The sequence below is a fragment of the Streptomyces sp. NPDC092952 genome (assembly GCF_044754785.1).
GTDB lineage: Bacteria > Actinomycetota > Actinomycetes > Streptomycetales > Streptomycetaceae > Streptomyces.
In genome coordinates this window covers 106,704-132,201 of sequence record NZ_JBIVPT010000002.1, presented here as the reverse complement: position 1 = coordinate 132,201, position 25,498 = coordinate 106,704, and the positions used below count along the sequence as shown (strand labels likewise).

The following is a 25,498-nucleotide window of genomic DNA, read 5'->3' as shown; positions in this document are numbered from 1 at the left end:
GGAGACCGGCCCGCACCCACCGCCGCTCCCGGTCCGACCTGGCCGAGGGCCGAAGACCGAAGGACATATGCCGAGCAACGTCGAGTTCCACATCCCCTTTCCCGGCGCCGTCAGCCCGGACGCCGCCGCAGCGGACGCACACCTTGTGCGGTGGGCCCTCGCGCAGGAACTGCTGACTCCGGAGCAGGCGGGCTACTTCGCGGCCATGCGGCTGGGAACCTGCGCCGCGTACGTCTACCCCGGCGCCCGTGGCGAGGACCTCTGCCTCGCCGCCGACCACATGGCCCTGTGCAGCTTCGTCAACGACCTGGTCGGCAGCACCGGTGGAGTAAGGGCCGAGAGCGCCGCCGACGTCTGCCGCGACCTGCTGGCCCTCTTCGAACACGACGAGCCGTCCCACCCCGCCACTCCGGTGGGCGCCGCCTGGTGCGGTCTGTGGGAGCGCCTGCGCGACGGCATGCCGGAAGCGTGGCGAAGGCGCGTCCGCCGGGAACACACCGCGGTCTTCGGCGCCTATCTCGACCACCGAGTCCACCGCACGATGCCGACCGCCGACCAGTACCTCCGGCGGCGGTACGTCACCACCGGGCTGCCCCTGGGCCTGGCCGTCGCCGAACGGGCCGAGCACTGGCATGCGCCGGAGTGGTTCCTGGACACGCCACGTGCCCGCGCGCTCCTTGAGGAGGCGACGAAGCTCGCCATCCTGCCGAACGACGTCTTCGCCGTCGAACGGGAGGAGAACCGGGGCGAGGTCGACAACATGGTGCTGGTCCTCGAAGCCGCCGGCCGAACCCGGGACGAGGCCGTCGCCGAGATCCGGGCGATGGTCCGGCACGCCGGCGAACGCTTCCGCCGGCTCAGCGACCGACTGCCCGCCCACTACGACGACCTCGGGCTCGGCCCGGCCGACCGCACCGCGGCCGACACCTACGTGCGCGGGATGCGCCACATGTTCCGCGGCAACTACGACTGGATGATCACCGGCACCGCCCGGTACGACCGCCGGGCCGCCTCCCTCGCCGTCGCCTCCGGCTACGAGGACGCGCCCGCCGCCACGAACGGATGACGCCGGTGACCGGTACAGGGCAGGAGTGTCCGGGTCACGCGGTGCGGGCGGTGACGAAGTCGGCGATGGCGTCCTGCATCTGCGTCAGGCCGGGTTCTTCGAGGGGGTAGTGACCGGCGCCGTCGAGCATGACGGTGTCGACGGGGACCCTGGTGATGCGGGACAGGAAGGGGCTGCTGAGGTGGAGCGGGGTCCAGCGGTCCTCGGCGGGCTGGGTGAGCAGAACCGGGCAGGCGTCGAAGTCCTCGGGTTCGACGGCCGGGGCGTAGTTTCCGTAGCGGTCGACGAAGCGGACACTGACCCAGTTCCCCGCGGAGGTGCGGTCCCTCAGCATCACGTCGAGCGCGGCCGGGTCGTTGGCGAGGGCCGACATCCTGGAGGCCAGGGTCATGGGGTACTTCATACGGGCCGCGGGGGTCCTGGCCAGCAGATGGAAGAGGGGGATGCCCACGCGCGAGGTCAGCCTGTCGTGGGCGGTCTCGTCGCGCACCCGCTGGTCCCGCTGGTCGAGGAAGGTCATGCCGACGATGCCCGCGAGGGTGTCACGGGGGGCCCTGGCGGCGACGTGATACGTGAGCATGCCGCCCGCGCTGAGACCGTAGAGCACGATCGGGCGGTCGTCACGGGACTGCTCGAAGGCGAGGAAGTCGACGACGAGATCGACCCAGTCGTCGTACGACGGGACGGAACCGGGCCCGACCCGGGTGAGGCCGTAACCGAGGTTGTCCAGGGAGACGGTCTCGAAGCCGCGCCGGGCGAGCGGGGCGCCCAGGATCAGGGACATCTGGCGGCCGTTGGTGCCCACCCCGTGGTGCAGGACGACCTTGGCCCCCGCGTCCGGGTTCCGGTAGCGGTCCAGGTGGACGCGGTGGCCGCGCCAGTTCCAGAACTCCTCCTCGGGCGCGGTGGCGTCGGTCAGCCGCAGGTGCTCGGGCAGGAACTGCTGGAGGTCGCGCCAGGCCTGCTGGTCGCGGTAGTACATGGGTGCGGTGCTGCTCATGGCGGTGCCTTTCGCCGGTGGCCCGTCAGTGGCCGGGCCGGGACGGGACGGGGCGGGCGAGCGCCCCACGGGTGATCATCCGCGTGCCGGTGCGCAGCTCGTGGCGTACGGCGTCGGCGTCGCGCAGGTCCTCCTCCAGGCCGCGGGTGAAGGTGAGCAGGACGGCGGCGGCCTGCTTCGCGGTATCGGGGGCGATGCCGGACAGGGCCGCCACCAGGAGCTCGGCGAGACGGTCGGTGTACTCGGTGACCAGCCCGGGCGCCTGGGCGGTGGCGGCCGACAGCAGCTCCGCCGCGTGCGCGGGGCTGTCCTGCCACAGCCTGATGGCGACCTCCAGCTTCACCGTGAGCACGGCGAGGATCTTCTCCTCGGGCGTGCCCGCGGCCTCGGCCGCCTCCCGCGCCGCCTCCCGGGCCCGCTCCAGCAGGGAGCGGACGACCTTGGTGATCGCCTCCTCCTTGCTCCCCGCGTACTTGTAGACGGTCGGGCGCGACATTCCGGTCTCGTCGACGATGTCGGAGACCGTGGTGCGCCGGAAGCCGTTGCGGCAGAAGCAGCGGTAGGCGGCGTCGAGCACGAGCTGGGAGGAACTGACCTTGGACATGGCTACAAATTTAACACCAGACTCGAAGAGTGTAAAAAATGACCGGTCCTTCGAGGGCTTCTCCGCCCTGTGCGCCACCGTCGAGGAGGGCCGGATCCCCGTCATCCTCTTCGGCGGTCTTCCCGGCCCGCGGCGCGATGCGCTATGCCTACCTCCTCCGGACAGGAAGGCTTCCGATGACCGCCGCTCGGAATCAGCACACACCGGTCACGCCCGCGCGGATGACCCGCTTCGACGACATCTACGGTCAGCCGGACCCGCGGCCGTACTTCGGCGCGCTGGGGCCCCTGGGGTACCAGACACCTCATCACGCCCAGAGCGTCTTCCGCGGGCTCCTGCCCCTCGCCGGCTTCGACGGGTCCCCCGGACGACCGGACGGCGTCCCGGACGCCGGGGCACCGGCCACGGTCCTGGACATCTGCTGCTCCTACGGCATCAACGCCGCCCTGCTCAACCACCATGTGACGTTCGAGGAACTGCGCGAGCGCTACACCTCGCCCGAGGTGGCCCGCCTCACGACCGCCGAGCTGATCGCATCGGACCGCGCGTACTACGCGGCGCGCCGCCGCCCGGACGCCGTGCCCGTCATCGGCCTCGACATCTCCGCACCGGCCGTCGCCTACGGACGCGAGGCCGGTCTCGTCGACGAGGGGTTCGCCGAGAACCTGGAGGCGGCCGAGCCCAGCCCGGCCCTGCACCGGGCCACCCGCGGCACGCGTCTGATCACCGTGACCGGCGGAGCGAGCTTCCTGTCCGCCCGCACCTTCCGGGCGCTGCTCGAAGGCAGGCGGGAGCAGCCGTGGGTGGCCGCCTTCGTGCTGCGCACCGGCTCCTACCGGGACATCGCCGACGGCCTGGCCCGGCTGGGCATGACCACCGAGAAGGACACCTCCCGCACGTATCCGCAGAGGCGCTTCACCGACGAGGACGAGCAGCGGTACGCCGTCGGCGCGGTGGCCGCGGCCGGTGACGATCCCCGGGGGAAGGAGACCGACGGCCACTTCCACACCGCCCTGTACCTCACCCGCCCCCGGGCGCAAGCGGCCGCCCGGCCGCTCCACGTCCTGCTGCGGGACGGCTGAGCCCTGCCGGGAGGGCGACGGGAGGGCCTGCGGGCCGCCCGTCGCCCGGGCCCGCTCAGCGGCCGCCGCGCAGCTCCGCGAGGACCGCGTCCGTGAACGGGGGCCACGCCTCGACGGCCCACGGGCCGAAGGCCCGGTCGGTCAGGGCGACGCACGCGGCGCCCGCGACCGGGTCGATCCACAGGAACGTGCCGGACTGCCCGAAGTGGCCGAAGGCCGCCGGGGACGACGAACTGCCCGTCCAGTGCGGGGACTTGGAGTCGCGGATCTCGAAGCCGAGGCCCCAGTCGTTGGGGTTCTGGTGGCCGTAGCCCGGCAGCACGCCCTTCAGGCCGGGGTGGACGACGGTCTGCGCGGCCGCCACCGTACGCGGGTCGAGTAGGCGCGGGGCCTGCACCTCGGCGGCGAAGCGGACCAGGTCGTCGACGGTCGAGACGCCGTCCTTGGCGGGCGAGCCGTCCAGCGTGGTCGCCGTCATCCCGAGCGGTTCCAGCACGGCCTGGCGCACGTACTCCGGGAACGGGATGTCGGTGGCCTTGGCGATGTGGTCGCCGAGCACCTCGAAGCCCGCGTTGGAGTAGAGCCGCCGGGTGCCCGGCGCGGCCATGGCCCGGTGCTCGTCGAAGGCGAGCCCGCTGGTGTGCGCGAGCAGATGCCGTACGGTCGCGCCCTCGGGCCCGGCCGGCTCGTCCAGCTCGACCGCGCCCTCCTCGTAGGCCACCAGCGCCGCGTAGGCCGCGATCGGCTTGGTGACCGAGGCCAGCGGGAAGCGGTGCGCGGTCGGGCCGTGCGTACCGACGACCGTGCCGTCCGCTCGTACGACGGCCGCCGCCGCGGTGGGGACGGGCCAGTTGTCGGTCATCGCCAGGCTCTGCATGCGTACGAGCGTAACGGGCGGGGGAGGACGGGCCCCGGGCGGATCAGGAGGACGGCGGGGTGGCCGCGTCGAAGCGGGCGCGGTTGGCGGCGATCTCGTCGTGGTGGGTGCCCGCCCAGTCGATCAGGGCGGCCACGGCGGAGAGCAGCGTGGCCCCCAGACCGGTCAGCGCGTACTCCACCCGCGGCGGCACCTCGGGGTAGGAGGTCCGGGTGACGAGGCCGTCGCGGCGCAGCTGGCGCAGGGTGTACGTCAGCATGCGCTGGGAGACGCCGGGGACGGCGTGCTGGAGGTCGGTGTAGCGCAGCGGCCCGTCCTGGAGGGCGCCGATCACGAACACCGCCCACTTGTCGCCCGCCCGCTCGACGATCTGCCGGATGACCTCGCCGTTCTCGGCCGGCCAGCGGGAGCAGGGGCCGGGCGGGACGGGCCGGGGGACTGCCTCCATGGCCTGCGGCCCTCCTCTTCCGCACACGCGTGTGCCTTTTGTGGCGGACTCCGTACCCCTCCATCATGGCGCCGTACGGCCGGGCACGGAGAACCGGCCCACAGCCGCCCCCTTGTTGTGAGGAGAACGACGATGCTGATGCATGCCGCGACCGTGTCCCGCTTCGGCGGTCCCGAGGCGGTCGGGATCACGGAGGTCCCGGTTCCCGTTCCGGGCCCCGGCCAGGTGCGGATCAAGGTGGCCGCGGCCGCGCTGAACCCCGTGGACGCGGCCATGCGCTCCGGCGTCTTCGGCGGCGAGGGCGAGCGGATCGGGCTGGGCTGGGACGTCGCCGGCACGATCGACGCCGTGGGCCCCGGGGCGGAGCAGGTCCCCGGCGACCGGGTCATCGGCCTGTCCACCGGCCACCGCACCCCGCTCGGCACGCACGCCGAGTACGTGGTGCTCGACACGGAGGCCGTCGCCCCGGCGCCCGCCCGCCTCGACGACGTACACGCCGCGACGCTGCCCCTCAACACGCTGTCCGCCGCCCAGTCGCTGGACATCCTGGCGCTGCGCCCCGGGCAGGGCCTGCTGGTCACCGGGGCGGCCGGGGCGGTCGGGGCCCACGCGGTGGAACTCGCGCACCTCCAGGGGCTGGACGTCACCGCGCTCGCCTCGCCCGCCGACGAGGAGTTCCTCCGGTCCAGGGGCGCCGGCCACTTCCTGCCCCGGGGCGAACGGCCCGCGCCGGGCGGCTGGGACGGTGTGCTCGACGCTGCCGGGCTGGGCGAGGAGGCGCTGGCCGCGGTCCGGGACGGCGGCGCCTACGTGGGCCTGTGGCCCGGCCGGGAACCGTCGCCCGAGCGCGGTGTCCGGGTCGGCGCCCTGGACGTACGGGCCGACGCCGCCCGGCTCGCCGAACTGTCCCGCCTCGCCGACCGGGGCGAGGTGCTGGCCCGCGTCGCCGCGACCTACCCGCTCGCCGGAGCGGCCGAGGCCCACGCCCGCCTGGCCGAAGGCGGCCTGCGCGGCCGGATCGTCCTCGTACCCTGAGCACCGGGGCCTTCGGCTCGTTCCGTGCGGGGGTGGCGGGGCGGGTCGTCCGGGGACGAGCAAAGGGGGGCGGAGATGACTCGCTGGGCGCGGGTTCTCTTCCTGGTGCCGGTCTGCACGGTGAGCGTTTCCGTCAGGCAGCCGTGCGGAGGGGAGAGGGCGTGACCTCGTTCCAGGCACATGAGCGCCAGGAGGACTCCCCGACGTACGCCACCCTGGCTGATGCGGCGGTCAGCCAGGCGGCCTATCGCGGGCTGGAGGCGCCGGTCGTGCGCCCGGAGGCGGATGTCCGGCGGGCCGCGTGGTGGCGGGTTCGCGGCCTTCGGCGCGCGGCGCAGCTGCCCCTGCTGGCGCTGGTGCTCGCGGTGGACGGGGCGACCCTGCTCGTCAAGGCACAGTACCCCGGGGCCGACGCTCCGGTCTGGATCTACTCCCTGCCCCTGCTGACGGTCTTCGTCCTCGGCCTCGCGGTGGTCGGCGGCCGACGGGCGCTGCGGATGGCGGGTGCGGCGCGGCGGACCGGGCCGCGCGTGCGCTACACGCTGCTGCACAGCTTGGGCGTTTCGTTTGGATCAGGCCGGATCAGGGAGCGGGGTCCGGTGCTGTGGATCGCAAGGCGGAGGAGGGAGTCGACGCGGAGCGTCGGCGAGTGACGACAACGCGGCGAGGCGCAGCACCGGGGCACGCGAGCCCGGCCTGATCCAAACGAAACGCCCTACGTGACGGAGGCTCCCTGGCTGGTCCTCTTCGCCGATACGGCGGACGACGAAGCCGAACCGCTGGGACTACTGCCCCTTCGGTACGGTCCGCTGCGCGACCGGTTCCGGGAGCTTCCACCGCCCGTCGGCGAGGCCGTACTGGCGGGAGGGACCGAACCGGGGATGGGACCGGGGACGGTGGTGGTGCCGTGGATCGACGGACGCGCCTACTGGCCCGAATCCGGGCTCCAGTCGTTCGAACCGGACAATCCGCGGCACCTGCGGTCGCTGTCGGAATTGATCCGCCCCGAATAGCGGCCTCCCGGGCCGGGGTGTCCGGCGCGCTTGCTTCGAGTGCACTCCAAGGTTCTAGCGTGGAGGGCATGACGGTGATGGAGAGCACTTCCCCGAGGGTGGACGTCTGTACCGCGCCCCCGCAGCCCCATCCGCGTCCCGAGGGGCGGGACCGGTACACCATCAGCGAGGTCGCGGCCCTCACCGGCCTCACCGCGCACACCCTGCGCTGGTACGAGCGGATCGGGCTGATGCCGCACGTCGACCGGTCCCACACCGGCCAGCGCCGGTTCACCAACCGGGACCTGGACTGGCTGGCCTTCGTCGGCAAGCTGCGGATGACCGGGATGCCGGTCGCCGACATGGTCCGGTACGCGGAACTGCTGCGCGAGGGCGAGCACACCTTCGAGCAGCGCCAGGAGCTGCTGGAGGCGACCCGCCGCGACGTACGGACGCGGATCGCGGAGCTGCGGGACACCCTCGCCGTGCTCGACCACAAGATCGACTTCTACGCGAGCGCCCGGACGGCGCCGGAAAGGCCCTGTGCCTGATGACTGACGACAGGATCACCACGGTGGAGCTCGGCGACGGCGGCCCGCGGGTCGGCGTGCAGGGGCTCGGCTGCATGGGCATGAGCGAGTTCTACGGCGACACCGACGAGGCCGCGGCCCGCGAGACGCTGGAGACGGCGCTGGCGGCGGGCGTCACGCTCTTCGACACCGCCGACATCTACGGCAGCGGCGCCAACGAGACCTTCCTCGCCCCGTTCGTCGGCGCGCACCGGGACGAGATCACCCTCGCCACGAAGTTCGCCATCGAGCGCCGGGACGACGACCCGCACTACCGGGGCGTGCGCAACGACCCCGCGTACATCCGTACGGCCGTCGAGGCCAGCCTGCGGCGGCTGGGCACCGACGTCATCGACCTCTACTACATGCACCGCCGCGACCCGGCCGTCCCGCTCGCCGAGTCCGTCGGCGCGATGGCCGAGCTGGTCCGGCAGGGCAAGGTCAAGCACCTGGGGCTGAGCGAGGTGACCGGGGCCGAGCTGCGCGAGGCGCACGCGGTGCACCCGATCGCGGCGCTCCAGTCGGAGTGGTCGCTCTTCAGCCGGGACGTCGAGCGCAGCGCCGTACCGGCCGCCGCCGAGCTGGGGGTGGCGCTCGTGCCGTACTCGCCGCTCGGCCGGGGCTTCCTCACCGGGGCGTTCACCGACGCGGCCAAGGAGCTGTCGGACGGCGACTTCCGGAAGTACCAGCCCCGCTTCACCGGCGACAACGCGCAGAAGAACGCCGCCCTGCTGGAGCCCGTCCACAAGATCGCCGCCGCGCACGGGGCGACGGCCGCCCAGGTCGCCCTCGCCTGGGTGCAGCAGCGCGCCCAGGTCCACCAGCTGGCCGTGGTCCCGATCCCCGGTACGCGCAAGAGCAGCCGGCTGCTGGAGAACGTCGCCGCGACCCGGCTCACCCTGAGCGCCGAGGAGCTGGCCCTGCTGGAGCCGATCGCCGGCCAGGTGGCGGGCGACCGCTACCCGGACATGAGCAACACGGCCACGGCGCGCGAATAGGCTCCCGGGCTCACCGCGCCGTCCCCTCGGTGATCGCGGCGAAGGCGCGGAGCGAGTCCGTACCCGGGACGAAGTAGCCGGTGTGCCCCCGGGCGTCCTCGGCCGGGACCCGGCGCGCCCCGAACTCCGGGCCCGCCGGGTCCGGGCCGTGCCCCAGCCCCGCCACCCGGACGTTCGGCACCCGGTCGATCCAGTCCGTGGCGTCCTTGGCGGCCCACACCCGGGCCCGGGTGTGCAGCGCGGCGGCACTCTCCGCGCGCATCCCGGGCGAGCCGAGGACGACCAGGTCCCGGACGCGCAGCCGGGAGGCGGCGAGCCCGCAGACCACGGAGCCGTAGCTGTGGCAGAACACGGCGGGCGCGGGGACCCCGTCGGCGGCGAGCCCGTCGGTGAACCGGGCCAGCCGGTCCGCCCCGGCCTCGGCGAGCGTGCCCGTCGCGGCGTCGACGCCGAGGCCCACGGGCGTGGTGTAACCGGCCCACGCGACCACCGCGCTCCCGGGCCCGGTCCGCGCGTACAGCGCCTTCGCCATGCCCGCCGGGGTTCCGTACACATCGCTCGTACGGTCGAAGGTCCCGGCGTCGATGTCCGAGCCCGGCACCACCACCGCGACGCGACGCGCGGAGCGCAGGTCCCCGAAGACCTCGGCGACCTGACCGCGCCCGCGCGGGTCGAACGCCAGGATCCGGCGCCCCCGGCCTCCGCCGAGATGCGCGTACCGGGGGTCGTGGTTCGCCCGCAGGGCGAGGGCGTTGGCCCGGTAGCGCAGCCCGACCGGGGCGCCGTCCAGATTCCCGACGACCAGCGGATGGCGTACGGCCAGATCCTGCTGCCGCGACGGGGTCAGCCCCCGGAAGAACCGGGCCACCTCGGCCGGAGTGGCCCGCTCCGGATCCGGCAGTGTGCCCCGGGTGTGGTCCGCCCGCCACGACGCGGTGCCCGGCGGCGGCCCAGTGAGCGCCCGCTGCGCGCTCCCGGACGCCCAGCCGGCCGTCCCCGTGACCATGGTGGTGGCCAGCGCGAGCCCGACCAGAGTCCTCGCGTAACGGCGCATCCCGTTCCTCCCCCTGCTGCGGCCCGACCGGCGACGGCGGGCCCTGGGGGCGGGCCCGGAAGATCATGGCCGGGGCCGTGCCGTCCTGCCCGCCCCCGATCCGCCGGACCCGCCCTACGGCGTGACGGGGAGAAACGTAGAAAGACCCCCGGTGCGAGGACATCGCACCCGGGGGCCAACCACGGACCGGTACCTGGGTAGGGGGTGTACGGGCTCCGGGGTCCTCAGGCCTCGCCCGGGACCACCACCCCCGCCTCGTACGCGAAGATCACCGCCTGCGCCCGGTCGCGCAGGTCCAGCTTGGCCAGGACCCGGCCGATGTGCGTCTTCACGGTCTGCTCCGCCAGGATCAGCCGCGCCGCGATCTCCTGGTTGGACAGCCCCCGCGCGATCAGCTCCAGCACCTCCGTCTCGCGCGGGGTCAGTCCGTTCAGCCGCAGTGCCTGGCCGCCGCGGGTGGCGCCGGACGGGCCCTGCCGGGCGAAGTCCGCGATCAGCCGGCGGGTCACCGAGGGCGCCAGCAGCGCCTCGCCCGCCGCGACCACCCGCACCGCCGAGATCAGGTCGGCGGGCGGCGCGTCCTTCAGCAGGAAGCCGGACGCCCCCGCGCGCAGCGCCTCGTACACGTAGTCGTCCACGTCGAAGGTGGTGAGCATGAGGACCTTCGGCCGGTGCGTCACCCCGGGCGGCGGGTTCAGCACCTCGCGGGCGGCCGCCAGCCCGTCCATCTCCGGCATCCGGACGTCCATCAGGACCACGTCCGGCAGGACGGACCGGCTGACCTCGACGGCCCGGCGCCCGTCCGGCGCCTCCCCGACCACGTCGATGTCGCTCTGCGCCGCCAGCAGCGCCGCGAACCCCGCGCGCACCATGGCCTGGTCGTCGACGATGATCACGCGGATGGTCAAGAGTCCTCCGGGGCGGCGGGGGCGACAGGGGTCAGGGGCAGCCGCGCGGCCACCCGGAAGCCGCCGCCCGGCAGCGGCCCGGTGTCCAGCGTGCCGCCCGTCAACCGTACGCGCTCCCGCATCCCGACGAGCCCGTGCCCCGTCCCGGACGAATCCGGCTCCAGCGGCGAACCGGGCTTCTCCGTAAGGTCGTTGACCACCAGGACCATCAGATGCGTACCGTCGGTCAGGACCGACACCCGGGTCCGCGCACCCGGCGCGTGCCGGATCACGTTGGCCAGCGCCTCCTGCACGATCCGGTACGCCGACAGATCCACCGCCTGCGGCACGTCCGGCAGCCGGGCGGCCATCGACAGCTCCACCGGCAGCCCCGCCCGCACCGTCGCCTCCACCAGCTGCTGCACCCGGTCGAGCCCCGGCTGCGGCGCCCGCTCGCCCGCCGAACCGTCGCTGCGCAACACCGCCAGCAGCCGTCGCATCTCCGTCAGCGACTCCCGCGCGCTCGCCGCGATCGACTCGAACTCCTCGCGGACCTCCTGCGGCAGCCCGCTGATCCGGTACGGCGCGGAGTCCGCCTGGACCGTGATCACCGACATGTGGTGCGCGACCACGTCGTGCAGCTCGCGGGCGATCCGGGTGCGCTCCTCCAGCAGTGTCCGCCGGGCCCGCTCCGCGACGCTGATGGTCTCCTGCTCGGCCAGCCTGCGCTGGGCCACGCCCCGTTCCCGCACCACCGCGCCGATGACCATGACCACCGCGCCGAAGGCCGCGAGCAGCCCGGCGCTGCCGTTGCTGCGCTCCGGGACGGACAGGTGCAGGACCAGGCTCGCGGCGGCGGTCAGCGCCCACACGGCGACGGTGGTGCGCCGGGTCTCGCGCAGGGCCACCGCCAGCAGCAGGAAGAGGAAGCAGAACAGGGTGGGCGGCGGCCACGGCCAGATGCCCTGCGTGGGCTGCGGATGGGCGAGCAGCACCAGCGCCCCGAGGACGCCGGCGGGAAACACGATCCACCACGCCTGGAGGGGGCGGTGCGCCAGCATCAGCAGCGGCCCCGCCTGAGCCACCGCCAGCAGCCCCGCCGGCCAGTCGCCCATCCCGTACTCGTTGGTCAGCACGGTGATCGTGACCGGCAGGAAGAGCGCCGTCAGCGCGAACACCACCACGTACGGGACCAGCCGGCGCCACCGCCTGGGCGAGCCCGCGAGCGGTGGGACCGGGGGGTGCGAGGGGTGGGCGAGGCCGTGGACGATGCCGCGCAGATTGCGGCGGGCGGCGCTCACCAGCCCGTCGGCGACGGGCAGTGGGGGAGGCGGAGTGGAAGAGGTCATGGCCGCACGAGCCTAGGCAGCGGATGTGCCCGGCCGCGTCATACCCCGGTTTCGATCCGCTGCCCGGCCGGTCATACCCCCGTACGAGACGGGGCCCCGTCACGCCCGGTTCCGGTCCGTCCGCCGACGGCCGGTCGTACCCCGTACGACCGGCCCTACAGCTCGGCGAGGAGCTGGGCCTTCTTCGCGCTGAACTCGTCGTCCGTCACCAGTCCGGCCTGGTGGAGCTCGCCGAGGTGGCGGATGCGGTCGGCGATGTCGGCGGGGTCGCGGCGGGCCGCGCCCGCCAGGACGGCGGCGGGCACCGGCGCCGAGGAATGGTTCCTGCGCACCGACTCCAGGACCGCCGCGGCGAACGGCAGCGACTCGTGCACCGCCCCGTAACCGAGGCTGAAGACCACCGCGGCCGGGTCCTGGTCGGCCCGCAACGGCTCCCGGTCCCTCGGCAGCAGCCGCAGATACCCGTCCAGCCCCTCCGGCAGCCGCCACTCCACCCCGCTCAGCTCGGAGACCGCGAAGCTCTGGTCCCCGGCCTTCCACTTCGCCGACGAGGCGCCCGTCCAGAACCAGCGGAAGGAGACCCGCTGCCCGTCGAACCCGGCCCGGCCGTCGTACGCCTTGAAGTGGAGCGGTGCCTCGGGCGCGGTGACCAGGAAGCGGTCGGCGGGCTCGGCCGCGTCGGGGCCGAGCCGGGCGCGCAGCTCGTCCGCGTAGTACTCGGCGAGCGTGCTCCGGTCGCCGGGGAGCACCAGCCGGTACGGATCGCAGCCGTCCTTCAGCTGCCCGTCGGCCGCCTCGATCAGCGGGTCGGCCCCGGGTCTGGGCATGGCATGCAGGACCACCGTGCCTCGCTTGCCCGGGGTCAGCGTCACCGACGACAGCGCCGCATGCGGTACGCGTCGCTCCCGCAGGCTCTGGAAGAGCCTCGGTGTGCGGATTCCCCGTTCGAAGCGGATGAGCACGGAGTCGGTCTCGAACTCCCAGGTGGCATGAATTCCGGCCAGCACATCACCCATGTGCCTCATCGTATGCGGCACTTGCTCCGTGTGTCCCCCCTCGAAGCGGCCCGGCTCCGGCGGCCCGCTGTGAATGCCCGGTTCCGTCAGACTCCCAGGTCCCCGCCGGTCCGCCCGCCGCAACCGCTGTCGGAGACGGCACAGCTCACCGATCCGTAGGCGCCCACACCGATCGCGGCGAAGTTGTCCAGGCTCTCGGTACCCGGCACGAAATAGCCACTGTGGCCGATCGCGTCGCCCGCCGAGAAGATCCGTGCGCCGAACCCGGGATCGACCGGGTCGGCCCCGTGGCCCAGGCCGCCGAGCTCCAGATTGGGTACGTCCTCGATCCAGTCGCCCCGGTCCCGCGTCGCCCACACCCGGGCCCCGGTGCGGAGCTGCGCGGCGTTCTCCACCCGCATGCCGGGGCTGCCGGCCACCGCGATGTCGGTGACCCGGGCGGGCAGCGCGTGCGCGGCGACCCCGCACAGCACCGAGCCGTAGCTGTGGCAGAACAGCGAGACCGGCGCGGCGCCGGGCAACGCGTCCAGCAGCGCGTTCAGCCGCAGCGCGCCGCGCGCCGCCAGGTTGCCCAGAGCGGCGTCCATGCCGATACCGGCGGGCGTGGTGTAGTCGGCCCAGGCGATGACGGCGGTACGGACACCGGGGCCGGCGGCGCGCTCCGCCGCGTACAGCGACTTCGCCATGCCGACCGGGGCGGCGTTCACCTTGGGCGCGGGCCGCTCCAGGGTCAGCAGATCGGTGTCCACGCCGGGGACGATCACCGAGATCCGGTCGGCCCGCCCGAGGTCGCCGAACACCTCGGCGGCACGGCCCCTGCCGGACGGGTCGAAGGACAGGAAGCGGCGGCCCGGGGTGAGCATCGATTCGAAGCGCTCCATCCGGCGGACCGCCAGGGCGCGCCCGTCGGGGGAGAGCCGCACGTCGTGCGTGCGCCGCTCCTCGACCCGGCGCGCCTGGGCCACGGCCAGCCGGTTGGCGCGGTAGCGCAAGGTGATCGGGGCGCCGTTCAGATTGCCCACGACCAAGGGGTACCGGTCGGCGAGCGCGGTGCGCTGCGCGCCGCTGAGCGAGGCGAAGAAACGCGCCAGCCGGTAGGAGGGCGCGTCGGCGTCCGGCAGCGGATGACCCGCCACCCGGCCCCGGGCCCAGGCGGCGAGCGCGACGGTACGCGGCTCGTCGGAGCGCTGATGGCGGATGGTGGTCCAGCCGGTGGTCGCCAGCATGACGAACACGACCGCCACGGCGAGCAGCGCGCGCCACGCGGTGAGCGTCGGGGAGGAGTCGAAGGAAGTCACTCCGGCCCACATTAGGAGACGCGCGACGGCAGCCGTGACGAGGGTGACACACATCACCTCACCTCGGGGAATTCCAGCCCCGGATCTTCACGCTGTGTGGCCGTCATCCGTACGCTCGGGCGCGTGGAAAGCGCCGGGCGGGCCGCATGTCGCCCTCGGCGTACGGCTGTTGTGACGTCGGTCATGCCCGGCGCCGAGACGTTCGGCACATCCCGGGCATCCGGGGCGGCGCATGTGCGGGTCCGGTGACGGTCCGTCGGTGATTCCCGCCACGGGCGCGGGGGTCAGGGGCGCGCGACGTCCTCCGTGCCGCGCCCCGCCCGCCAGTCACCGGCCAGCGCCGGTCCGAGCCGGTCCAGGTACGCCTCGGTCAGCGCGCGCAGCGAGTCCACACCGCAGTCCCGGCCCCGGCCCCAGAGCTGACCGGTCACCCGCATCACCCCGCAGAACGCGGCGACGGCCACCCGGGGGCGAGGATCCTCGTCCGCGTCGAGCCCCTCGCGGTCGGCGATCAGCAGCGCGATCTGGTCCTCCAGCGCACTGCACCGCCGCAGATGGGCGGCGAGCAGCGAGGGCGTCGACTCGATCATCCGGTACATCCGCATGTGGAGATCGACGGTGAAGACTTCCTCGAACGTCTCGTCGATCCCGTCCCAGACCTGGAGCACCGACCGGCGCAGGGCGTCGAACGGCGTCTCCGCCGCGGGGCGCCGGCGCAGCTCCGCGAGGAAGTGCGACTCCACCGTGGACTGGAGGGCGAAGGCGGCCTCCTCCTTGTTCGCGAAGTAGCGGAAGAAGGTCCGCTGGGAGACCGCGACGGCCTCGACGATCTCGTCGACGGTGGTCTCGTCGTACCCCTGGGTGGTGAACAGGTCGAGCGCGGTGCGCAGCAGGGCGTCCCTGGTGTGCCGCTTCTTCCGCTCGCGGAGCCCGGTCGGGGGTGCGGCCCGCCGCACATCGGTCACTTCGCTGGCCTTCCTTCTCCTGCTTTCCCCAGCTCAGCGTACCTGTGAGCTACGCGACAGTGTCCGGCTCGCGAAATGCTTTGTGAACTGTCAGCGACTGTCACTAGTGTCCTTGATATGACTAGTCAGACCACCGTCGACAAGGCGTCGCGGGAGCCGCGCGAGGCCGCCGCTCCCGGACCTGCCAAGGGGCTGCGCGGCCACCCCTGGCTGACGCTCTTCTCCGTGGCCATCGGCGTGATGATGGTCGCGCTCGACGGCACGATCGTCGCGATCGCCAACCCCGCCATCCAGCAGGACCTCAAGGCCTCGCTCGCGGACGTCCAGTGGATCACCAACGGCTACATGCTCGCCCTGGCGGTCTCCCTGATCACCGCGGGCAAGCTCGGTGACCGTTTCGGACACCGCCAGACCTTCCTCATAGGCGTCGTGGGATTCGCCGCGGCCTCCGGGGCCATCGGCCTGTCCCACAGCGCCGCCCTCGTGATCACGTTCCGGGTGCTCCAGGGCCTCTTCGGCGCCCTGCTGATGCCCGCCGCGCTCGGCCTGCTGCGCGCCACCTTCCCGGCCGAGAAGCTGAACATGGCGATCGGCATCTGGGGCATGGTGATCGGCGCCTCCACCGCGGGCGGCCCGATCCTGGGCGGCGTTCTCGTCGAGCACGTCAGCTGGCAGTCCGTCTTCTTCATCAATGTGCCGGTCGGTGTGATCGCGCTGGTGCTGGGGCTGGTGATCCTCAAGGACCACCGCGCCGAGAACGCGCCGCGCTCCTTCGACGTCGGCGGCATCGTGCTGCTCTCGCAGGCGATGTTCTGCCTGATCTGGGCGCTCATCAAGGGTTCCGCGTGGGGCTGGGGCGACTACAAGACCCTCGGCTTCCTCGGGGCGGCCGTGGCCCTGTTCGTGGTCTTCGCGTTCTCCCAGAAGAACGTCCGCGAACCACTGATCCCGCTCGCCATGTTCCGGTCCGTGCCGCTCTCCGCCGGTGTGGTCCTGATGGTGCTGATGGCCTTCGCCTTCATGGGCGGGCTCTTCTTCGTCACCTTCTACCTGCAGAACGTGCACGGTCTGAGCCCCGTCGACAGCGGTCTGCGCCTGCTGCCGCTGACCGGCATGATGATCGTCGCCTCGCCGCTCGCGGGCGCCATGATCACCAAATTCGGGCCCAGGGTCCCGCTGGTCGGCGGCATGGTGTGCACGGCGGCCGCCATGTTCGGCATGTCCCAGCTGGGGACCGGCACCAGCACCCTCACCATGTCGATCTGGTTCGGCCTGCTCGGCCTCGGCCTCGCCCCGGTGATGGTCGGCGCCACCGAGGTCATCGTCGGCAACGCCCCGCTGGAGCTGTCCGGCGTCGCCGGCGGCCTCCAGCAGTCCGCCATGCAGGTCGGCGGCAGCCTCGGGACGGCGGTGCTCGGCGCCGTCATGGCCACCCGGGTCGACTCCCAGCTCGCCGACAACTGGCGGGCGGCGCAGCTTCCGCCGCTCAGCCCGGACCAGCTCGACCAGGCCTCCTCGGCCGTCGAGGTCGGCATCCCGCCGGTCGGCGGGAACGTCCCGCCGGAGGTCGCGGGCAAGATCGCGGGCGTCGCCCATGACACCTTCGTGTCCGGCATGAGCACCGCGTTCATGGTCGCCGGTGGCGTCGCGGTCCTCGCCGCCGTCGTCGCCACGCTCACCAAGCGCGGTGAGAACGCCGAAGCGGGCGTCGGCGCCGGACACATCTGACCGTCAACACCCCGCGTACGACAGCCCCGCCCAGGGACACGGGCGGGGCTGTCGCCTATCAGGGTGGTGTGCCCCCGGCCCCCTTCCCCCGGCGCCGCGCCGCAGGTCAGGGTGCGGACAACTGATTCGCAACCGACCACGGGGGTCGTTCCACATGCGCAAGACCGCGTTCACCACCGCCCTGGCAGCCGCCTCGCTGGCCGCCGCCACACTGCTCCCGCAGAGCGCCGCCCACTCCGCGCCGCCCGCCCGGCTCGGCGACTGCGCCGCCGGACAGCTCTGCCTCTGGGACGCGCCGGACTTCACCGGCACCCGCCGGACCCATGAGCTCGCCTCGACCGACATCGACAGCTGCGTACCGCTGCCGAAGGGCGGCGTCCAGGCCCTCGCCAACCGCACCGGCCGCCCGGTCACCACCTACCAGTCGGCGGAGTGCGCCGAGACCGGCGAGTTCAACACCTACCCGGGCGGCGGCACCTGGGTGCCCCGCTCCCCGTACCAGGTCAGGGCCTTCAAGATCTGGGAGAACTGACCGGGGAAGGCCGAAGGGCGGCGGAGCCTCCCGGCCCCGCCGCCCTTCTGGACCTGTACGGCTACGCGTCGCCGCCGGCCGCGCCCGGGTCGGCGGCCGTGACGTCCAGCAGCTCGTACCGGTCGAGCGCCTGCTTCAGCAGCGAGCGGTCGATCCGGTTCTCCTTCGCGAGCTCGGTGAGCACCGCGAGAACGATCGACTGCGCGTCGATGTGGAAGAACCGGCGGGCCGCACCACGCGTGTCGGCGAAGCCGAAGCCGTCCGCACCCAGCGACTGGTACGCCCCCGGCACCCAGCGCGCGATCTGGTCCGGCACCGAACGCATCCAGTCCGAGACCGCCACGAACGGGCCCTCGGAGCCGGAGAGCTTCCGCGTCACGTACGGGACGCGCTGCTCCTCCTCCGGGTGCAGCAGGTTGTACCGCTCCACCTCGACGGCCTCGCGGCGCAGCTCGTTCCAGGAGGTCGCCGACCAGACGTCCGCCCGGACGTTCCACTCGTCGGCGAGGATGCGCTGCGCCTCAAGGGCCCACGGGACCGCCACGCCGGACGCCATGATCTGCGCCGGGATCTCGCCCCGGTCGGCCGCCCGGTAGCGGTGGACACCCTTGAGGATGCCCTCCACGTCCACGTCCTCGGGCTCGGCCGGGTGCTGGATCGGCTCGTTGTAGACGGTGAGGTAGTAGAAGACGTCCTCGCTGTTCTCGCCGTACATCCGGCGCAGACCGTCCTTGACGATGTGCGCGATCTCGTAGCCGAACGCCGGGTCGTAGGCGACACAGGCCGGGTTGGTCGAGGCGAGCAGCTGCGAGTGGCCGTCCGCGTGCTGGAGACCCTCACCGGTCAGCGTCGTACGCCCCGCGGTCGCGCCCAGCACGAAACCGCGCGCGAGCTGGTCGGCCATCTGCCAGAACTGGTCGCCCGTGCGCTGGAAACCGAACATCGAGTAGAAGACGTACACCGGGATCAGCGGCTCGCCGTGCGTGGCGTACGCCGAACCGGCGGCGATCAGCGACGCCGTGCAGCCGGCCTCCGAGATGCCGTCGTGCAGCATCTGCCCGGTCGGCGACTCCTTGTACGTCAGCAGCAGATCGCGGTCCACCGACTCGTACTGCTGGCCCAGCGGGTTGTAGATCTTCGCGCTCGGGAAGAAGGCGTCCATCCCGAAGGTGCGGTACTCGTCGGGGGCGATCAGCACGAAGCGCTTGCCGATCTCCTTGTCCCGCATGAGGTCCTTCAGGATGCGGACGAACGCCATGGTCGTGGCGATCGACTGCTGACCCGTGCCCTTCTTCGCGGTCGCGTACGTCTTGTCCCCGGGGAGGACCAGCGGCTTCGCGCGCACCACACGGGTCGGGACGTAACCGCCCAGGCCCTTGCGGCGGTCGTGCATGTACTGGATCTCCTCCGAGTCGCGGCCCGGGTGGTAGTACGGCGGAAGGCCGTCCTCCAGGTCCTTGTCCGCGATCGGGATGTGCAGCCGGTCGCGGAACCGCTTCAGGTCCTCGACCGTGAGCTTCTTCATCTGGTGGGTCGCGTTGCGGCCCTCGAAGTTCGGCCCCAGGGTCCAGCCCTTGACCGTCTGCGCCAGGATCACCGTCGGCTGGCCCTTGTGGGCCTTGGCCGCCGCGTAGGCCGCGTAGACCTTCTTGTGGTCGTGACCGCCGCGCCCCAGGTGCAGGATCTGATCGTCGGTCATGTCCTTGACCATCTCGCGCAGTCTCGGGTCGTCCCCGAAGAAGTGCTCGCGGATGTAGGCGCCCGACTCGGTGGCGTACGTCTGGAACTGGCCGTCCGGCGTGGTGTTCAGCTTGTTGACCAGGATGCCCGTGCGGTCCTGCGCGAGCAGCGGGTCCCAGGAGCGGTCCCAGACCAGCTTGATGACGTTCCACCCGGCACCGCGGAACTGCGACTCCAGCTCCTGGATGATCTTTCCGTTGCCGCGCACCGGGCCGTCGAGCCGCTGGAGGTTGCAGTTGACGACGAAGGTGAGGTTGTCCAGACCCTCACGGGCGGCGAGGGAGAGCTGGCCGAGCGACTCCGGCTCGTCCATCTCGCCGTCACCCAGATAGGCCCACACATGGGACTGCGAGGTGTCGGCGATGCCGCGCGCCTCCATGTAGCGGTTCATCCGGGCCTGGTAGATCGCGCCGAGCGGGCCGAGACCCATCGAGACGGTCGGGAACTCCCAGAAGTCCGGCATCAGCCGCGGGTGCGGATAGCTGGACAGACCGTTGGGCGCCTTCGACTTCTCCTGGCGGAAGCCGTCGAGCTGCGCCTCGCTGAGCCGGTCGAGCAGGTAGGCGCGGGCGTAGATGCCCGGGGAGGCGTGGCCCTGGAAGAAGATCTGGTCGCCGCCCAGACCGTCGTCCTTGCCGCGGAAGAAGTGGTTGAAGCCCACGTCGTACAGAGAGGCCGAGGAGGCGAAGGTGGCGATGTGGCCGCCGACGCCGATGCCCGGACGCTGGGCGCGCGACACCATCACGGCCGCGTTCCAGCGGGTCGCGTTGAGGACCTTGCGCTCGATGTCCTCGTCGCCGGGGAAGAACGGCTCGTCCTTCGTGGCGATCGTGTTCACGTAGTCCGTGCTGCGCATCTCCGGAACGGCGACACGCTTCTCCCGCGCGCGCTCGATGAGCCGGAGCATCAGATAGCGAGCCCGCTCGCGGCCCCGCTCGTCGACTGCGGCATCGAGCGAGTCGAGCCACTCCTGGGTCTCTTCGGGGTCGAAGTCCGGGACCTGGCTCGGCAGGCCGCCAATGATGATCGGGTTGCGATCGGAGCCGGAAGCCACGCTGTTCCTTCGCTGTTCGGTGGTGTCTACGGGCCGTGCTGGTACGCCGTGACCATCGTGTACCGCGAGGGCGCAAACGTCATCTCTACCGAGGGGTAACCGCCGTGTTGCGGGACGTCGTGTCCGGTGCGAGGGGATGGTACGGCCCAAAGCGCAACCATACGCCCAAGGCGTCCAAGCGTTCCCAAAGGATGTTCGACTCCGAATGGCGGACCGATACGGCATAAGCTGTGGAAGGCCGTAAAGGGTGTGGACAGCAGCGCCGGGCCCCGGAGGGGATCTGCCGACAGTGCGGAGACGTGGCAGGGAACGTCACCGTTTAGGCGGTCTCGGACGCCGGGTACTTGCGCGATCCGCCACTCCCGTGTGGACTACGGCCAACGCCCCGCGCACGCGCGTGGCTGAAGCATTTTCCGAAACATGATCAGGAGGCAACCCGTGAGCGCGACCGCGGACCACGCGGAGGAGCAGACGAGCCTGGCAGCACGCCTGGGGTTCGAGCCCGGACAGGTGGTCCAGGAGATCGGCTACGACGACGACGTCGAGCAGGAACTCCGCGAAGCCATCGAGGCCACAATCGGCCAGGAACTCGTCGACGAGGACTACGACGACGTCGCCGACGTCGTCCTGCTCTGGTTCCGTGACGAGGACGGCGACCTTACGGACGCGCTGGTGGATGCCATTGGTCTGATCGAGGACGGCGGCACGGTCTGGCTGATGACGCCGAAGACCGGCCGTGACGGATACGTCGAGCCGAGCGACATCAACGAGGCCGCCCAGACGGCCGGTCTCGCCCAGACCAAGAGCATCAACGCGGGCAAGGACTGGGCGGGCAGCCGTCTGGCGACGCCGAAGTCGGCCCGGGCCAAGCGCTGAGGCACGCCCCCGGCACGTTGTTCGTCCCGAAGGCCCCCGAACGGCACATGAGCCGTTCGGGGGCCTTCGTGCACCCGGGGCGCCGGGATATTTCCGGAGGCCCGCGCGGGCGCCGTACGGGCCGGCGCGGGGGCTGCGTAGGGTGGGGACCACCCGGACGGTCCAGCCCGGTGAACGTAGCGAAGGGACGCTTTCCATGGCGATCGAGGTCGGCACCAAGGCCCCGGATTTCGAGCTGAAGGACAACCACGGCCGGACCGTGCGGCTGTCCGACTTCCGCGGCGAGAAGAACGTCGTGCTGCTCTTCTACCCGTTCGCCTTCACGGGCGTCTGCACGGGTGAGCTCTGCGCGCTCCGCGACGAGCTGCCGAAGTTCGAGAACGACGACACCCAGCTGCTCGCCGTCTCCAACGACTCCATCCACACCCTGCGCGTCTTCGCCGAGCAGGAGGGCCTGGAGTACCCGCTGGTCTCGGACTTCTGGCCGCACGGCGAGACCTCGCGGGCCTACGGCGTCTTCGACGAGGACAAGGGCTGCGCGGTGCGCGGCACCTTCGTCATCGACAAGGAGGGCGTGGTGCGCTGGACCGTCGTCAACGGTCTTCCGGACGCGCGCGACCTCAACGACTACATCAAGGCCCTCGAAGCGCTCTGACCCGGCCGGACGATCCATGACCGGCCCGGCGAAAAGGCTGCTCGGCCGGGAACCGGTCACTAGGATCCAGTCGTTGATCGGATGCCAACGCAAGTGGAGGCGCCGGCGGTCCGCCGGCCCCCAAGAAACCAATGGGAGGACTCGTGGGAGTCAGCCTCAGCAAGGGCGGCAACGTCTCGCTGACCAAGGCCGCGCCCAACCTGACGGCGGTCGTCGTCGGTCTCGGCTGGGACGCCCGCACCACCACCGGTGGTGACTTCGACCTGGACGCCAGCGCCCTGCTGACGAACGACCAGGGCAAGGTCAGCAGCGACGGGAACTTCGTCTTCTTCAACAACCTGAAGAGCCCCGACGGCTCCGTCGAGCACACCGGTGACAACCTCACCGGTGAGGGCGAGGGCGACGACGAGGTCATCAAGGTGAACCTCGCCACGGTCCCGTCCGACGTCGACAAGATCGTCTTCCCGGTCTCGATCTACGAGGCGGAGGCCCGGCAGCAGAGCTTCGGCCAGGTGCGCAACGCGTACATCCGCGTGGTCAACGAGGCCGACAACAGCGAGCTGGCCCGCTACGACCTGAGCGAGGACGCCTCCACGGAGACCGCCATGGTCTTCGGCGAGCTGTACCGCCACGGGACGGAGTGGAAGTTCCGGGCCATCGGTCAGGGGTACGCCTCGGGGCTGCGCGGCATCGCGCAGGACTTCGGCGTCAACGTCTGATCAAAGTTCCTCCGGCCCCCACCGGCCGGGAGGATCATGGGTGCGACCGGGCAGCGGCCCGCGTCGCCCCCGTACGCACCACCCGTCCGGCGCCGCACTCCCGTGCGGCGCCGGACGTGCTCGACAGGCGGCCCGGGGGCTCTGTGCGGCTCCGGCGGGCCCGGCAGACGGTTCATCGATCCGGGGAGGACACACCATGGGCGTCACACTCGCCAAGGGAGGCAACGTCTCCCTCTCCAAGGCCGCACCCAACCTCACCCAGGTGCTGGTCGGGCTCGGCTGGGACGCGCGATCCACCACCGGCGCGGACTTCGACCTCGACGCCAGCGCGCTGCTGTGCCGTTCGGGCCGGGTCCTCGGCGACGAGTGGTTCGTGTTCTACAACAACCTCACGAGCCCCGACGGCTCCGTCGAGCACACCGGTGACAACCTCACCGGGGAGGGGGACGGCGACGACGAGTCGGTCATCGTCCATCTCGACCAGGTCCCGGCGCACTGCGACAAGATCATTTTCCCGGTCTCCATCCATGAGGCCGACAGCCGGGGGCAGACCTTCGGCCAGGTCAGCAATGCCTTCATCCGTGTGGTCAATCAGGCGGACGGTCAGGAACTCGCGCGGTACGACCTCACCGAGGACGCCTCGACGGAAACGGCGATGATCTTCGGCGAGCTCTACCGGTACAACGGCGAGTGGAAGTTCCGTGCGGTAGGTCAGGGGTACGCGTCCGGCCTTCGCGGTATCGCTCTAGACTTCGGGGTCAACGTTTCGTAAAGCCGCGTACGGCGCGGGGGAGACCCGTTACTTACACGATGGGGTAGCCAGTGCTTCTGAAAACCTTTGGCTGGTCGTTCGCGGTTACCGCGCTCGGCCTGGTCGCAGCTGTGTTCTACGGGGGGTGGCAGGCCTTCGGGGTGGTGGCGATCCTCTCCGTTCTGGAGATCTCGCTGTCCTTCGACAACGCGGTGGTCAACGCCGGAATCCTGAAGAAGATGAATGCCTTCTGGCAGAAGATCTTCCTCACGATCGGTGTGCTCATCGCGGTCTTCGGTATGCGACTGGTCTTCCCTGTCGTGATCGTGGCCATCACCGCCAAGATCGGTCCGATCGAGGCGGTCGATCTTTCCTTCAACCAGCCCGAGCGCTATCAGGAACTCGTCACCGACGCCCACCCGGCGATCGCCGCGTTCGGTGGCATGTTCCTTCTGATGATCTTCCTCGACTTCATTTTCGAGGACCGTGACATCCAGTGGCTGCGCTGGATCGAGCGTCCGCTCGCCAAGCTCGGCAAGGTCGACATGCTGTCGGTCTGCATCGCGCTGATCGTGCTGCTCGTCGCGGCCCTGACCGTCGCGGGCAACGCGCACCAGCACGGCGGCGGCCACGCGGACAAGACGGAGACGGTCCTGCTCGCCGGTGTCGCCGGTCTGATCACGTACCTCATCGTCGGCGGCCTCTCCGGCTTCTTCGAGAACCGCCTGGAGGAGGAGGAAGAGCGCGAGCACGAGGCCGAGGAGGAGGCCGCGCGGAGCGGCAAGAAGGTTTCCGCGGTCGCGCTGGCCGGCAAGGCCGCGTTCTTCATGTTCCTCTACCTGGAGGTGCTCGACGCCTCCTTCTCGTTCGACGGTGTCATCGGCGCCTTCGCCATCACCAACGAGATCGTGCTCATGGCGCTCGGCCTCGGCATCGGCGCCATGTACGTCCGGTCGCTCACGGTCTACCTGGTCCGCCAGGGCACCCTCGACGACTACGTCTACCTGGAGCACGGCGCCCACTACGCCATCGGCGCGCTGGCCGCGATCCTGCTCGTCACCATCCAGTACCAGATCAACGAGCTCATCACCGGCTCCGTCGGTGTCATCCTGATCGGTCTGTCCTTCTGGTCCTCGGTCCGGCGCAACAAGAGGCTGGAGGCCGAGGGGGGCGGGGACGACGCCGGTTCCAAGGCGGAAGTCCCGTCCGGGGTGTGACCCGGTAGGGATTGAGGAACGCTCTTCTGCGGGGCGGTTCGTGAGGCAGGGTTCTCCGGAGGCATCCGGCCCCGGCCCCCCGGCCGCCCCGCAGTGCTGAGGGCGTCCCGGGCCGGATCCGGGGCGTTCCCGGGCCCGGGAACGGGAGATTTTCTACACATAGGGGTTGGGGATGGCGTTCTGGGACAACCTGTGGCCGCGCCGGGCACAGTTCGAGTCGAGCAACGCGCTGACGAGCTCCATCGTGCTCACCAAGCGGCAGCACACGGTCTCGCTCGGCAAGCAGGGCGCGCTGAGCGGAAATCTTCGGGTCAACCTGTCCTGGCAGATGCGCACCTCGGACATAAGGGGCCGGTCACGGCAGGGCGGCCGGCTGCTGCGCCCGATGGAGTTCTTCAAGCCCGAACCGGTGCAGGCGCACACCCAGGGCATGGTCAACGTCGACCTGGACCTCGGCTGCATGTACGAGCTGAAGGACGGGACCCGGGGCGTCGTCCAGCCGCTCGGCAACCTCCTGGGCGATCTGAACAGCCCGCCGTACATCCGGCTCAGCGGGGACGACCGCTTCGGTGCGCCCTCGGGCGAGACGCTCTACGTCAATATCGACCAGCGGGAGCAGTTCAAACGGCTGCTCTTCTTCGTCTACATCTACGACCAGACGCCGGCCTTCGACCGGACGCACGCCAAGGTGACGCTCTACCCGGGCAACGGGCCCAGCATCGAGATCGAGCTCGACGAGCACGCCCCGGAGGCCCGCTCCTGCGCCGTGTTCACGATGGAGAACGTCAAGGACGACCTGATCGTGCGGCGCGAGGTGAAGTTCGTCTACGGGTTCCAGTCGGAGCTGGACCGGATGTACGGCTACGGCATGCAGTGGGGCCGGGGCTACAAGTCCAAGACCTGATCCGGGCCGGCTCCTGGAGTTGTCCCCGGCCTCGGGGCCGTACGACGGTCCTCGGGGCGACGGTCCTCAGGGCGTCTCCTCC

General features: G+C 71.5%; 26 protein-coding genes. 15 read left to right on the top strand and 11 right to left on the bottom strand.

Annotated features, from left to right (window positions below; genetic code table 11):
* Positions 1 to 67 precede the first annotated feature (67 nt).
* Positions 68 to 1,066 (top strand): hypothetical protein, encoded by a 999-nt coding sequence (locus tag ACIQGQ_RS04615; RefSeq protein ID WP_402390612.1) that lies wholly within the window; start codon positions 68 to 70, stop codon positions 1,064 to 1,066.
* A gap of 34 nt (positions 1,067 to 1,100) precedes the next feature.
* On the opposite strand, the gene ACIQGQ_RS04610 is transcribed toward ACIQGQ_RS04615, so the two are convergent.
* Together ACIQGQ_RS04610 and ACIQGQ_RS04605 are read right to left on the bottom strand one after the other, a co-directional pair.
* Positions 1,101 to 2,066: an alpha/beta hydrolase gene (locus ACIQGQ_RS04610; RefSeq protein ID WP_402390609.1), complete on the bottom strand. Its 966-nt coding sequence runs from the start codon at positions 2,064 to 2,066 to the stop codon at positions 1,101 to 1,103.
* 25 nt (positions 2,067 to 2,091) lie between these two features.
* Positions 2,092 to 2,670: a TetR/AcrR family transcriptional regulator gene (locus ACIQGQ_RS04605; RefSeq protein ID WP_402390607.1), complete on the bottom strand. Its 579-nt coding sequence runs from the start codon at positions 2,668 to 2,670 to the stop codon at positions 2,092 to 2,094.
* Positions 2,671 to 2,846: 176 nt separating this feature from the next.
* Here ACIQGQ_RS04605 and ACIQGQ_RS04600 point away from each other — a divergent pair, with 176 nt between their 5' ends.
* Positions 2,847 to 3,752, top strand: coding sequence for a hypothetical protein (locus ACIQGQ_RS04600; RefSeq protein WP_402390605.1), 906 nt, complete (start codon positions 2,847 to 2,849; stop codon positions 3,750 to 3,752).
* A gap of 55 nt (positions 3,753 to 3,807) precedes the next feature.
* Here the strand turns inward: ACIQGQ_RS04600 and ACIQGQ_RS04595 are convergent, their stop codons facing one another.
* Both ACIQGQ_RS04595 and ACIQGQ_RS04590 read right to left on the bottom strand, forming a co-directional pair.
* Complete coding sequence (locus tag ACIQGQ_RS04595; RefSeq protein ID WP_402390602.1) at positions 3,808 to 4,629, bottom strand: serine hydrolase domain-containing protein; 822 nt, start codon at positions 4,627 to 4,629, stop codon at positions 3,808 to 3,810.
* A gap of 43 nt (positions 4,630 to 4,672) precedes the next feature.
* Positions 4,673 to 5,077, bottom strand: coding sequence for a winged helix-turn-helix transcriptional regulator (locus tag ACIQGQ_RS04590; protein WP_402390600.1), 405 nt, complete (start codon positions 5,075 to 5,077; stop codon positions 4,673 to 4,675).
* A gap of 138 nt (positions 5,078 to 5,215) precedes the next feature.
* Here ACIQGQ_RS04590 and ACIQGQ_RS04585 point away from each other — a divergent pair, with 138 nt between their 5' ends.
* The 5 genes from ACIQGQ_RS04585 (at position 5,216) to ACIQGQ_RS04565 (ending at position 8,671) form a co-directional block, all read left to right on the top strand.
* A complete protein-coding gene (locus ACIQGQ_RS04585) occupies positions 5,216 to 6,112 on the top strand; it encodes an NADP-dependent oxidoreductase (RefSeq protein WP_402391951.1) in 897 nt (298 codons plus the stop codon).
* A 161-nt stretch (positions 6,113 to 6,273) separates the two neighbouring features.
* Positions 6,274 to 6,765, top strand: a complete 492-nt coding sequence (locus ACIQGQ_RS04580; protein ID WP_402390596.1) for a hypothetical protein — start codon at positions 6,274 to 6,276, stop codon at positions 6,763 to 6,765.
* 66 nt (positions 6,766 to 6,831) lie between these two features.
* Positions 6,832 to 7,125 carry a hypothetical protein gene (locus ACIQGQ_RS04575; RefSeq protein ID WP_402390593.1) on the top strand — a complete coding sequence of 98 codons (294 nt, stop codon included), beginning with the start codon at positions 6,832 to 6,834 and terminating at the stop codon, positions 7,123 to 7,125.
* Between the two features lie 68 nt (positions 7,126 to 7,193).
* On the top strand, positions 7,194 to 7,655 hold the full coding sequence (locus tag ACIQGQ_RS04570) for a MerR family transcriptional regulator (RefSeq protein ID WP_402390590.1): 462 nt from the start codon (positions 7,194 to 7,196) through the stop codon (positions 7,653 to 7,655).
* On the top strand, positions 7,655 to 8,671 hold the full coding sequence (locus ACIQGQ_RS04565) for an aldo/keto reductase (protein WP_402390587.1): 1,017 nt from the start codon (positions 7,655 to 7,657) through the stop codon (positions 8,669 to 8,671). The genes ACIQGQ_RS04570 and ACIQGQ_RS04565 overlap by 1 nt, the downstream gene beginning before the upstream one ends.
* A gap of 10 nt (positions 8,672 to 8,681) precedes the next feature.
* On the opposite strand, the gene ACIQGQ_RS04560 is transcribed toward ACIQGQ_RS04565, so the two are convergent.
* From ACIQGQ_RS04560 to ACIQGQ_RS04535, 6 genes are all read right to left on the bottom strand, one after another.
* Complete coding sequence (locus ACIQGQ_RS04560) at positions 8,682 to 9,725, bottom strand: alpha/beta hydrolase (RefSeq protein WP_402390584.1); 1,044 nt, start codon at positions 9,723 to 9,725, stop codon at positions 8,682 to 8,684.
* A 224-nt stretch (positions 9,726 to 9,949) separates the two neighbouring features.
* Positions 9,950 to 10,633, bottom strand: coding sequence for a response regulator (locus tag ACIQGQ_RS04555; protein ID WP_402390581.1), 684 nt, complete (start codon positions 10,631 to 10,633; stop codon positions 9,950 to 9,952).
* Positions 10,630 to 11,961 (bottom strand): sensor histidine kinase, encoded by a 1,332-nt coding sequence (locus ACIQGQ_RS04550; protein ID WP_402390578.1) that lies wholly within the window; start codon positions 11,959 to 11,961, stop codon positions 10,630 to 10,632. The genes ACIQGQ_RS04555 and ACIQGQ_RS04550 overlap by 4 nt, the downstream gene beginning before the upstream one ends.
* 155 nt (positions 11,962 to 12,116) lie before the next feature.
* On the bottom strand, positions 12,117 to 12,977 hold the full coding sequence (locus tag ACIQGQ_RS04545; RefSeq protein ID WP_402390576.1) for a DUF4429 domain-containing protein: 861 nt from the start codon (positions 12,975 to 12,977) through the stop codon (positions 12,117 to 12,119).
* Between the two features lie 86 nt (positions 12,978 to 13,063).
* Positions 13,064 to 14,275 (bottom strand): alpha/beta hydrolase, encoded by a 1,212-nt coding sequence (locus ACIQGQ_RS04540; protein WP_402390573.1) that lies wholly within the window; start codon positions 14,273 to 14,275, stop codon positions 13,064 to 13,066.
* Positions 14,276 to 14,559: 284 nt separating this feature from the next.
* Positions 14,560 to 15,240 (bottom strand): TetR family transcriptional regulator, encoded by a 681-nt coding sequence (locus ACIQGQ_RS04535; protein WP_402390571.1) that lies wholly within the window; start codon positions 15,238 to 15,240, stop codon positions 14,560 to 14,562.
* A gap of 117 nt (positions 15,241 to 15,357) precedes the next feature.
* On the opposite strand from ACIQGQ_RS04535, the gene ACIQGQ_RS04530 reads away from it, so the two are divergent.
* Both ACIQGQ_RS04530 and ACIQGQ_RS04525 read left to right on the top strand, forming a co-directional pair.
* On the top strand, positions 15,358 to 16,968 hold the full coding sequence (locus ACIQGQ_RS04530) for an MFS transporter (RefSeq protein ID WP_402390569.1): 1,611 nt from the start codon (positions 15,358 to 15,360) through the stop codon (positions 16,966 to 16,968).
* 154 nt (positions 16,969 to 17,122) lie between these two features.
* A complete protein-coding gene (locus ACIQGQ_RS04525) occupies positions 17,123 to 17,500 on the top strand; it encodes a peptidase inhibitor family I36 protein (RefSeq protein ID WP_402390566.1) in 378 nt (125 codons plus the stop codon).
* Positions 17,501 to 17,561: 61 nt separating this feature from the next.
* On the opposite strand, the gene aceE is transcribed toward ACIQGQ_RS04525, so the two are convergent.
* Positions 17,562 to 20,294 carry a pyruvate dehydrogenase (acetyl-transferring), homodimeric type gene (gene aceE, locus ACIQGQ_RS04520; RefSeq protein ID WP_402390563.1) on the bottom strand — a complete coding sequence of 911 codons (2,733 nt, stop codon included), beginning with the start codon at positions 20,292 to 20,294 and terminating at the stop codon, positions 17,562 to 17,564.
* A 438-nt stretch (positions 20,295 to 20,732) separates the two neighbouring features.
* Here aceE and ACIQGQ_RS04515 point away from each other — a divergent pair, with 438 nt between their 5' ends.
* From ACIQGQ_RS04515 to ACIQGQ_RS04490, 6 genes are all read left to right on the top strand, one after another.
* Positions 20,733 to 21,170 (top strand): DUF3052 domain-containing protein, encoded by a 438-nt coding sequence (locus tag ACIQGQ_RS04515; RefSeq protein WP_366291353.1) that lies wholly within the window; start codon positions 20,733 to 20,735, stop codon positions 21,168 to 21,170.
* A 196-nt stretch (positions 21,171 to 21,366) separates the two neighbouring features.
* The gene (locus ACIQGQ_RS04510) at positions 21,367 to 21,825 is read left to right on the top strand and encodes a peroxiredoxin (protein ID WP_366291355.1); all 459 of its coding nucleotides are present in this window, start codon (positions 21,367 to 21,369) and stop codon (positions 21,823 to 21,825) included.
* A gap of 143 nt (positions 21,826 to 21,968) precedes the next feature.
* Positions 21,969 to 22,544, top strand: a complete 576-nt coding sequence (locus ACIQGQ_RS04505; RefSeq protein ID WP_402390559.1) for a TerD family protein — start codon at positions 21,969 to 21,971, stop codon at positions 22,542 to 22,544.
* Positions 22,545 to 22,740: 196 nt separating this feature from the next.
* Entirely contained in the window at positions 22,741 to 23,316 is a 576-nt protein-coding gene (locus ACIQGQ_RS04500; protein WP_352279458.1) for a TerD family protein, read from the top strand.
* Positions 23,317 to 23,366: 50 nt separating this feature from the next.
* On the top strand, positions 23,367 to 24,512 hold the full coding sequence (locus ACIQGQ_RS04495; protein WP_352279457.1) for a DUF475 domain-containing protein: 1,146 nt from the start codon (positions 23,367 to 23,369) through the stop codon (positions 24,510 to 24,512).
* Positions 24,513 to 24,684: 172 nt separating this feature from the next.
* Entirely contained in the window at positions 24,685 to 25,416 is a 732-nt protein-coding gene (locus ACIQGQ_RS04490) for a Tellurium resistance (RefSeq protein WP_402390556.1), read from the top strand.
* The last annotated feature ends 82 nt before the right edge of the window (positions 25,417 to 25,498 follow it).

Excerpts from the sequence above, each read along its gene's own strand:
- ACIQGQ_RS04615 (WP_402390612.1), top strand. The coding sequence starts at position 68 with ATGCCGAGCAACGTCGAGTTCCACATCCCCTTTCCCGGCGCCGTCAGC.
- ACIQGQ_RS04595 (WP_402390602.1), bottom strand. The coding sequence starts at position 4,629 with ATGCAGAGCCTGGCGATGACCGACAACTGGCCCGTCCCCACCGCGGCG.
- ACIQGQ_RS04590 (WP_402390600.1), bottom strand. The coding sequence starts at position 5,077 with ATGGAGGCAGTCCCCCGGCCCGTCCCGCCCGGCCCCTGCTCCCGCTGG.
- ACIQGQ_RS04585 (WP_402391951.1), top strand. The coding sequence starts at position 5,216 with ATGCATGCCGCGACCGTGTCCCGCTTCGGCGGTCCCGAGGCGGTCGGG.
- ACIQGQ_RS04570 (WP_402390590.1), top strand. The coding sequence starts at position 7,194 with ATGACGGTGATGGAGAGCACTTCCCCGAGGGTGGACGTCTGTACCGCG.
- ACIQGQ_RS04510 (WP_366291355.1), top strand. The coding sequence starts at position 21,367 with ATGGCGATCGAGGTCGGCACCAAGGCCCCGGATTTCGAGCTGAAGGAC.
- ACIQGQ_RS04565 (WP_402390587.1), top strand. The coding sequence starts at position 7,655 with ATGACTGACGACAGGATCACCACGGTGGAGCTCGGCGACGGCGGCCCG.
- ACIQGQ_RS04610 (WP_402390609.1), bottom strand. The coding sequence starts at position 2,066 with ATGAGCAGCACCGCACCCATGTACTACCGCGACCAGCAGGCCTGGCGC.
- ACIQGQ_RS04545 (WP_402390576.1), bottom strand. The coding sequence starts at position 12,977 with ATGGGTGATGTGCTGGCCGGAATTCATGCCACCTGGGAGTTCGAGACC.
- ACIQGQ_RS04500 (WP_352279458.1), top strand. The coding sequence starts at position 22,741 with ATGGGCGTCACACTCGCCAAGGGAGGCAACGTCTCCCTCTCCAAGGCC.
- ACIQGQ_RS04605 (WP_402390607.1), bottom strand. The coding sequence starts at position 2,670 with ATGTCCAAGGTCAGTTCCTCCCAGCTCGTGCTCGACGCCGCCTACCGC.
- ACIQGQ_RS04560 (WP_402390584.1), bottom strand. The coding sequence starts at position 9,725 with ATGCGCCGTTACGCGAGGACTCTGGTCGGGCTCGCGCTGGCCACCACC.
- ACIQGQ_RS04550 (WP_402390578.1), bottom strand. The coding sequence starts at position 11,961 with ATGACCTCTTCCACTCCGCCTCCCCCACTGCCCGTCGCCGACGGGCTG.
- ACIQGQ_RS04530 (WP_402390569.1), top strand. The coding sequence starts at position 15,358 with ATGACTAGTCAGACCACCGTCGACAAGGCGTCGCGGGAGCCGCGCGAG.
- ACIQGQ_RS04490 (WP_402390556.1), top strand. The coding sequence starts at position 24,685 with ATGGCGTTCTGGGACAACCTGTGGCCGCGCCGGGCACAGTTCGAGTCG.
- ACIQGQ_RS04525 (WP_402390566.1), top strand. The coding sequence starts at position 17,123 with ATGCGCAAGACCGCGTTCACCACCGCCCTGGCAGCCGCCTCGCTGGCC.
- ACIQGQ_RS04600 (WP_402390605.1), top strand. The coding sequence starts at position 2,847 with ATGACCGCCGCTCGGAATCAGCACACACCGGTCACGCCCGCGCGGATG.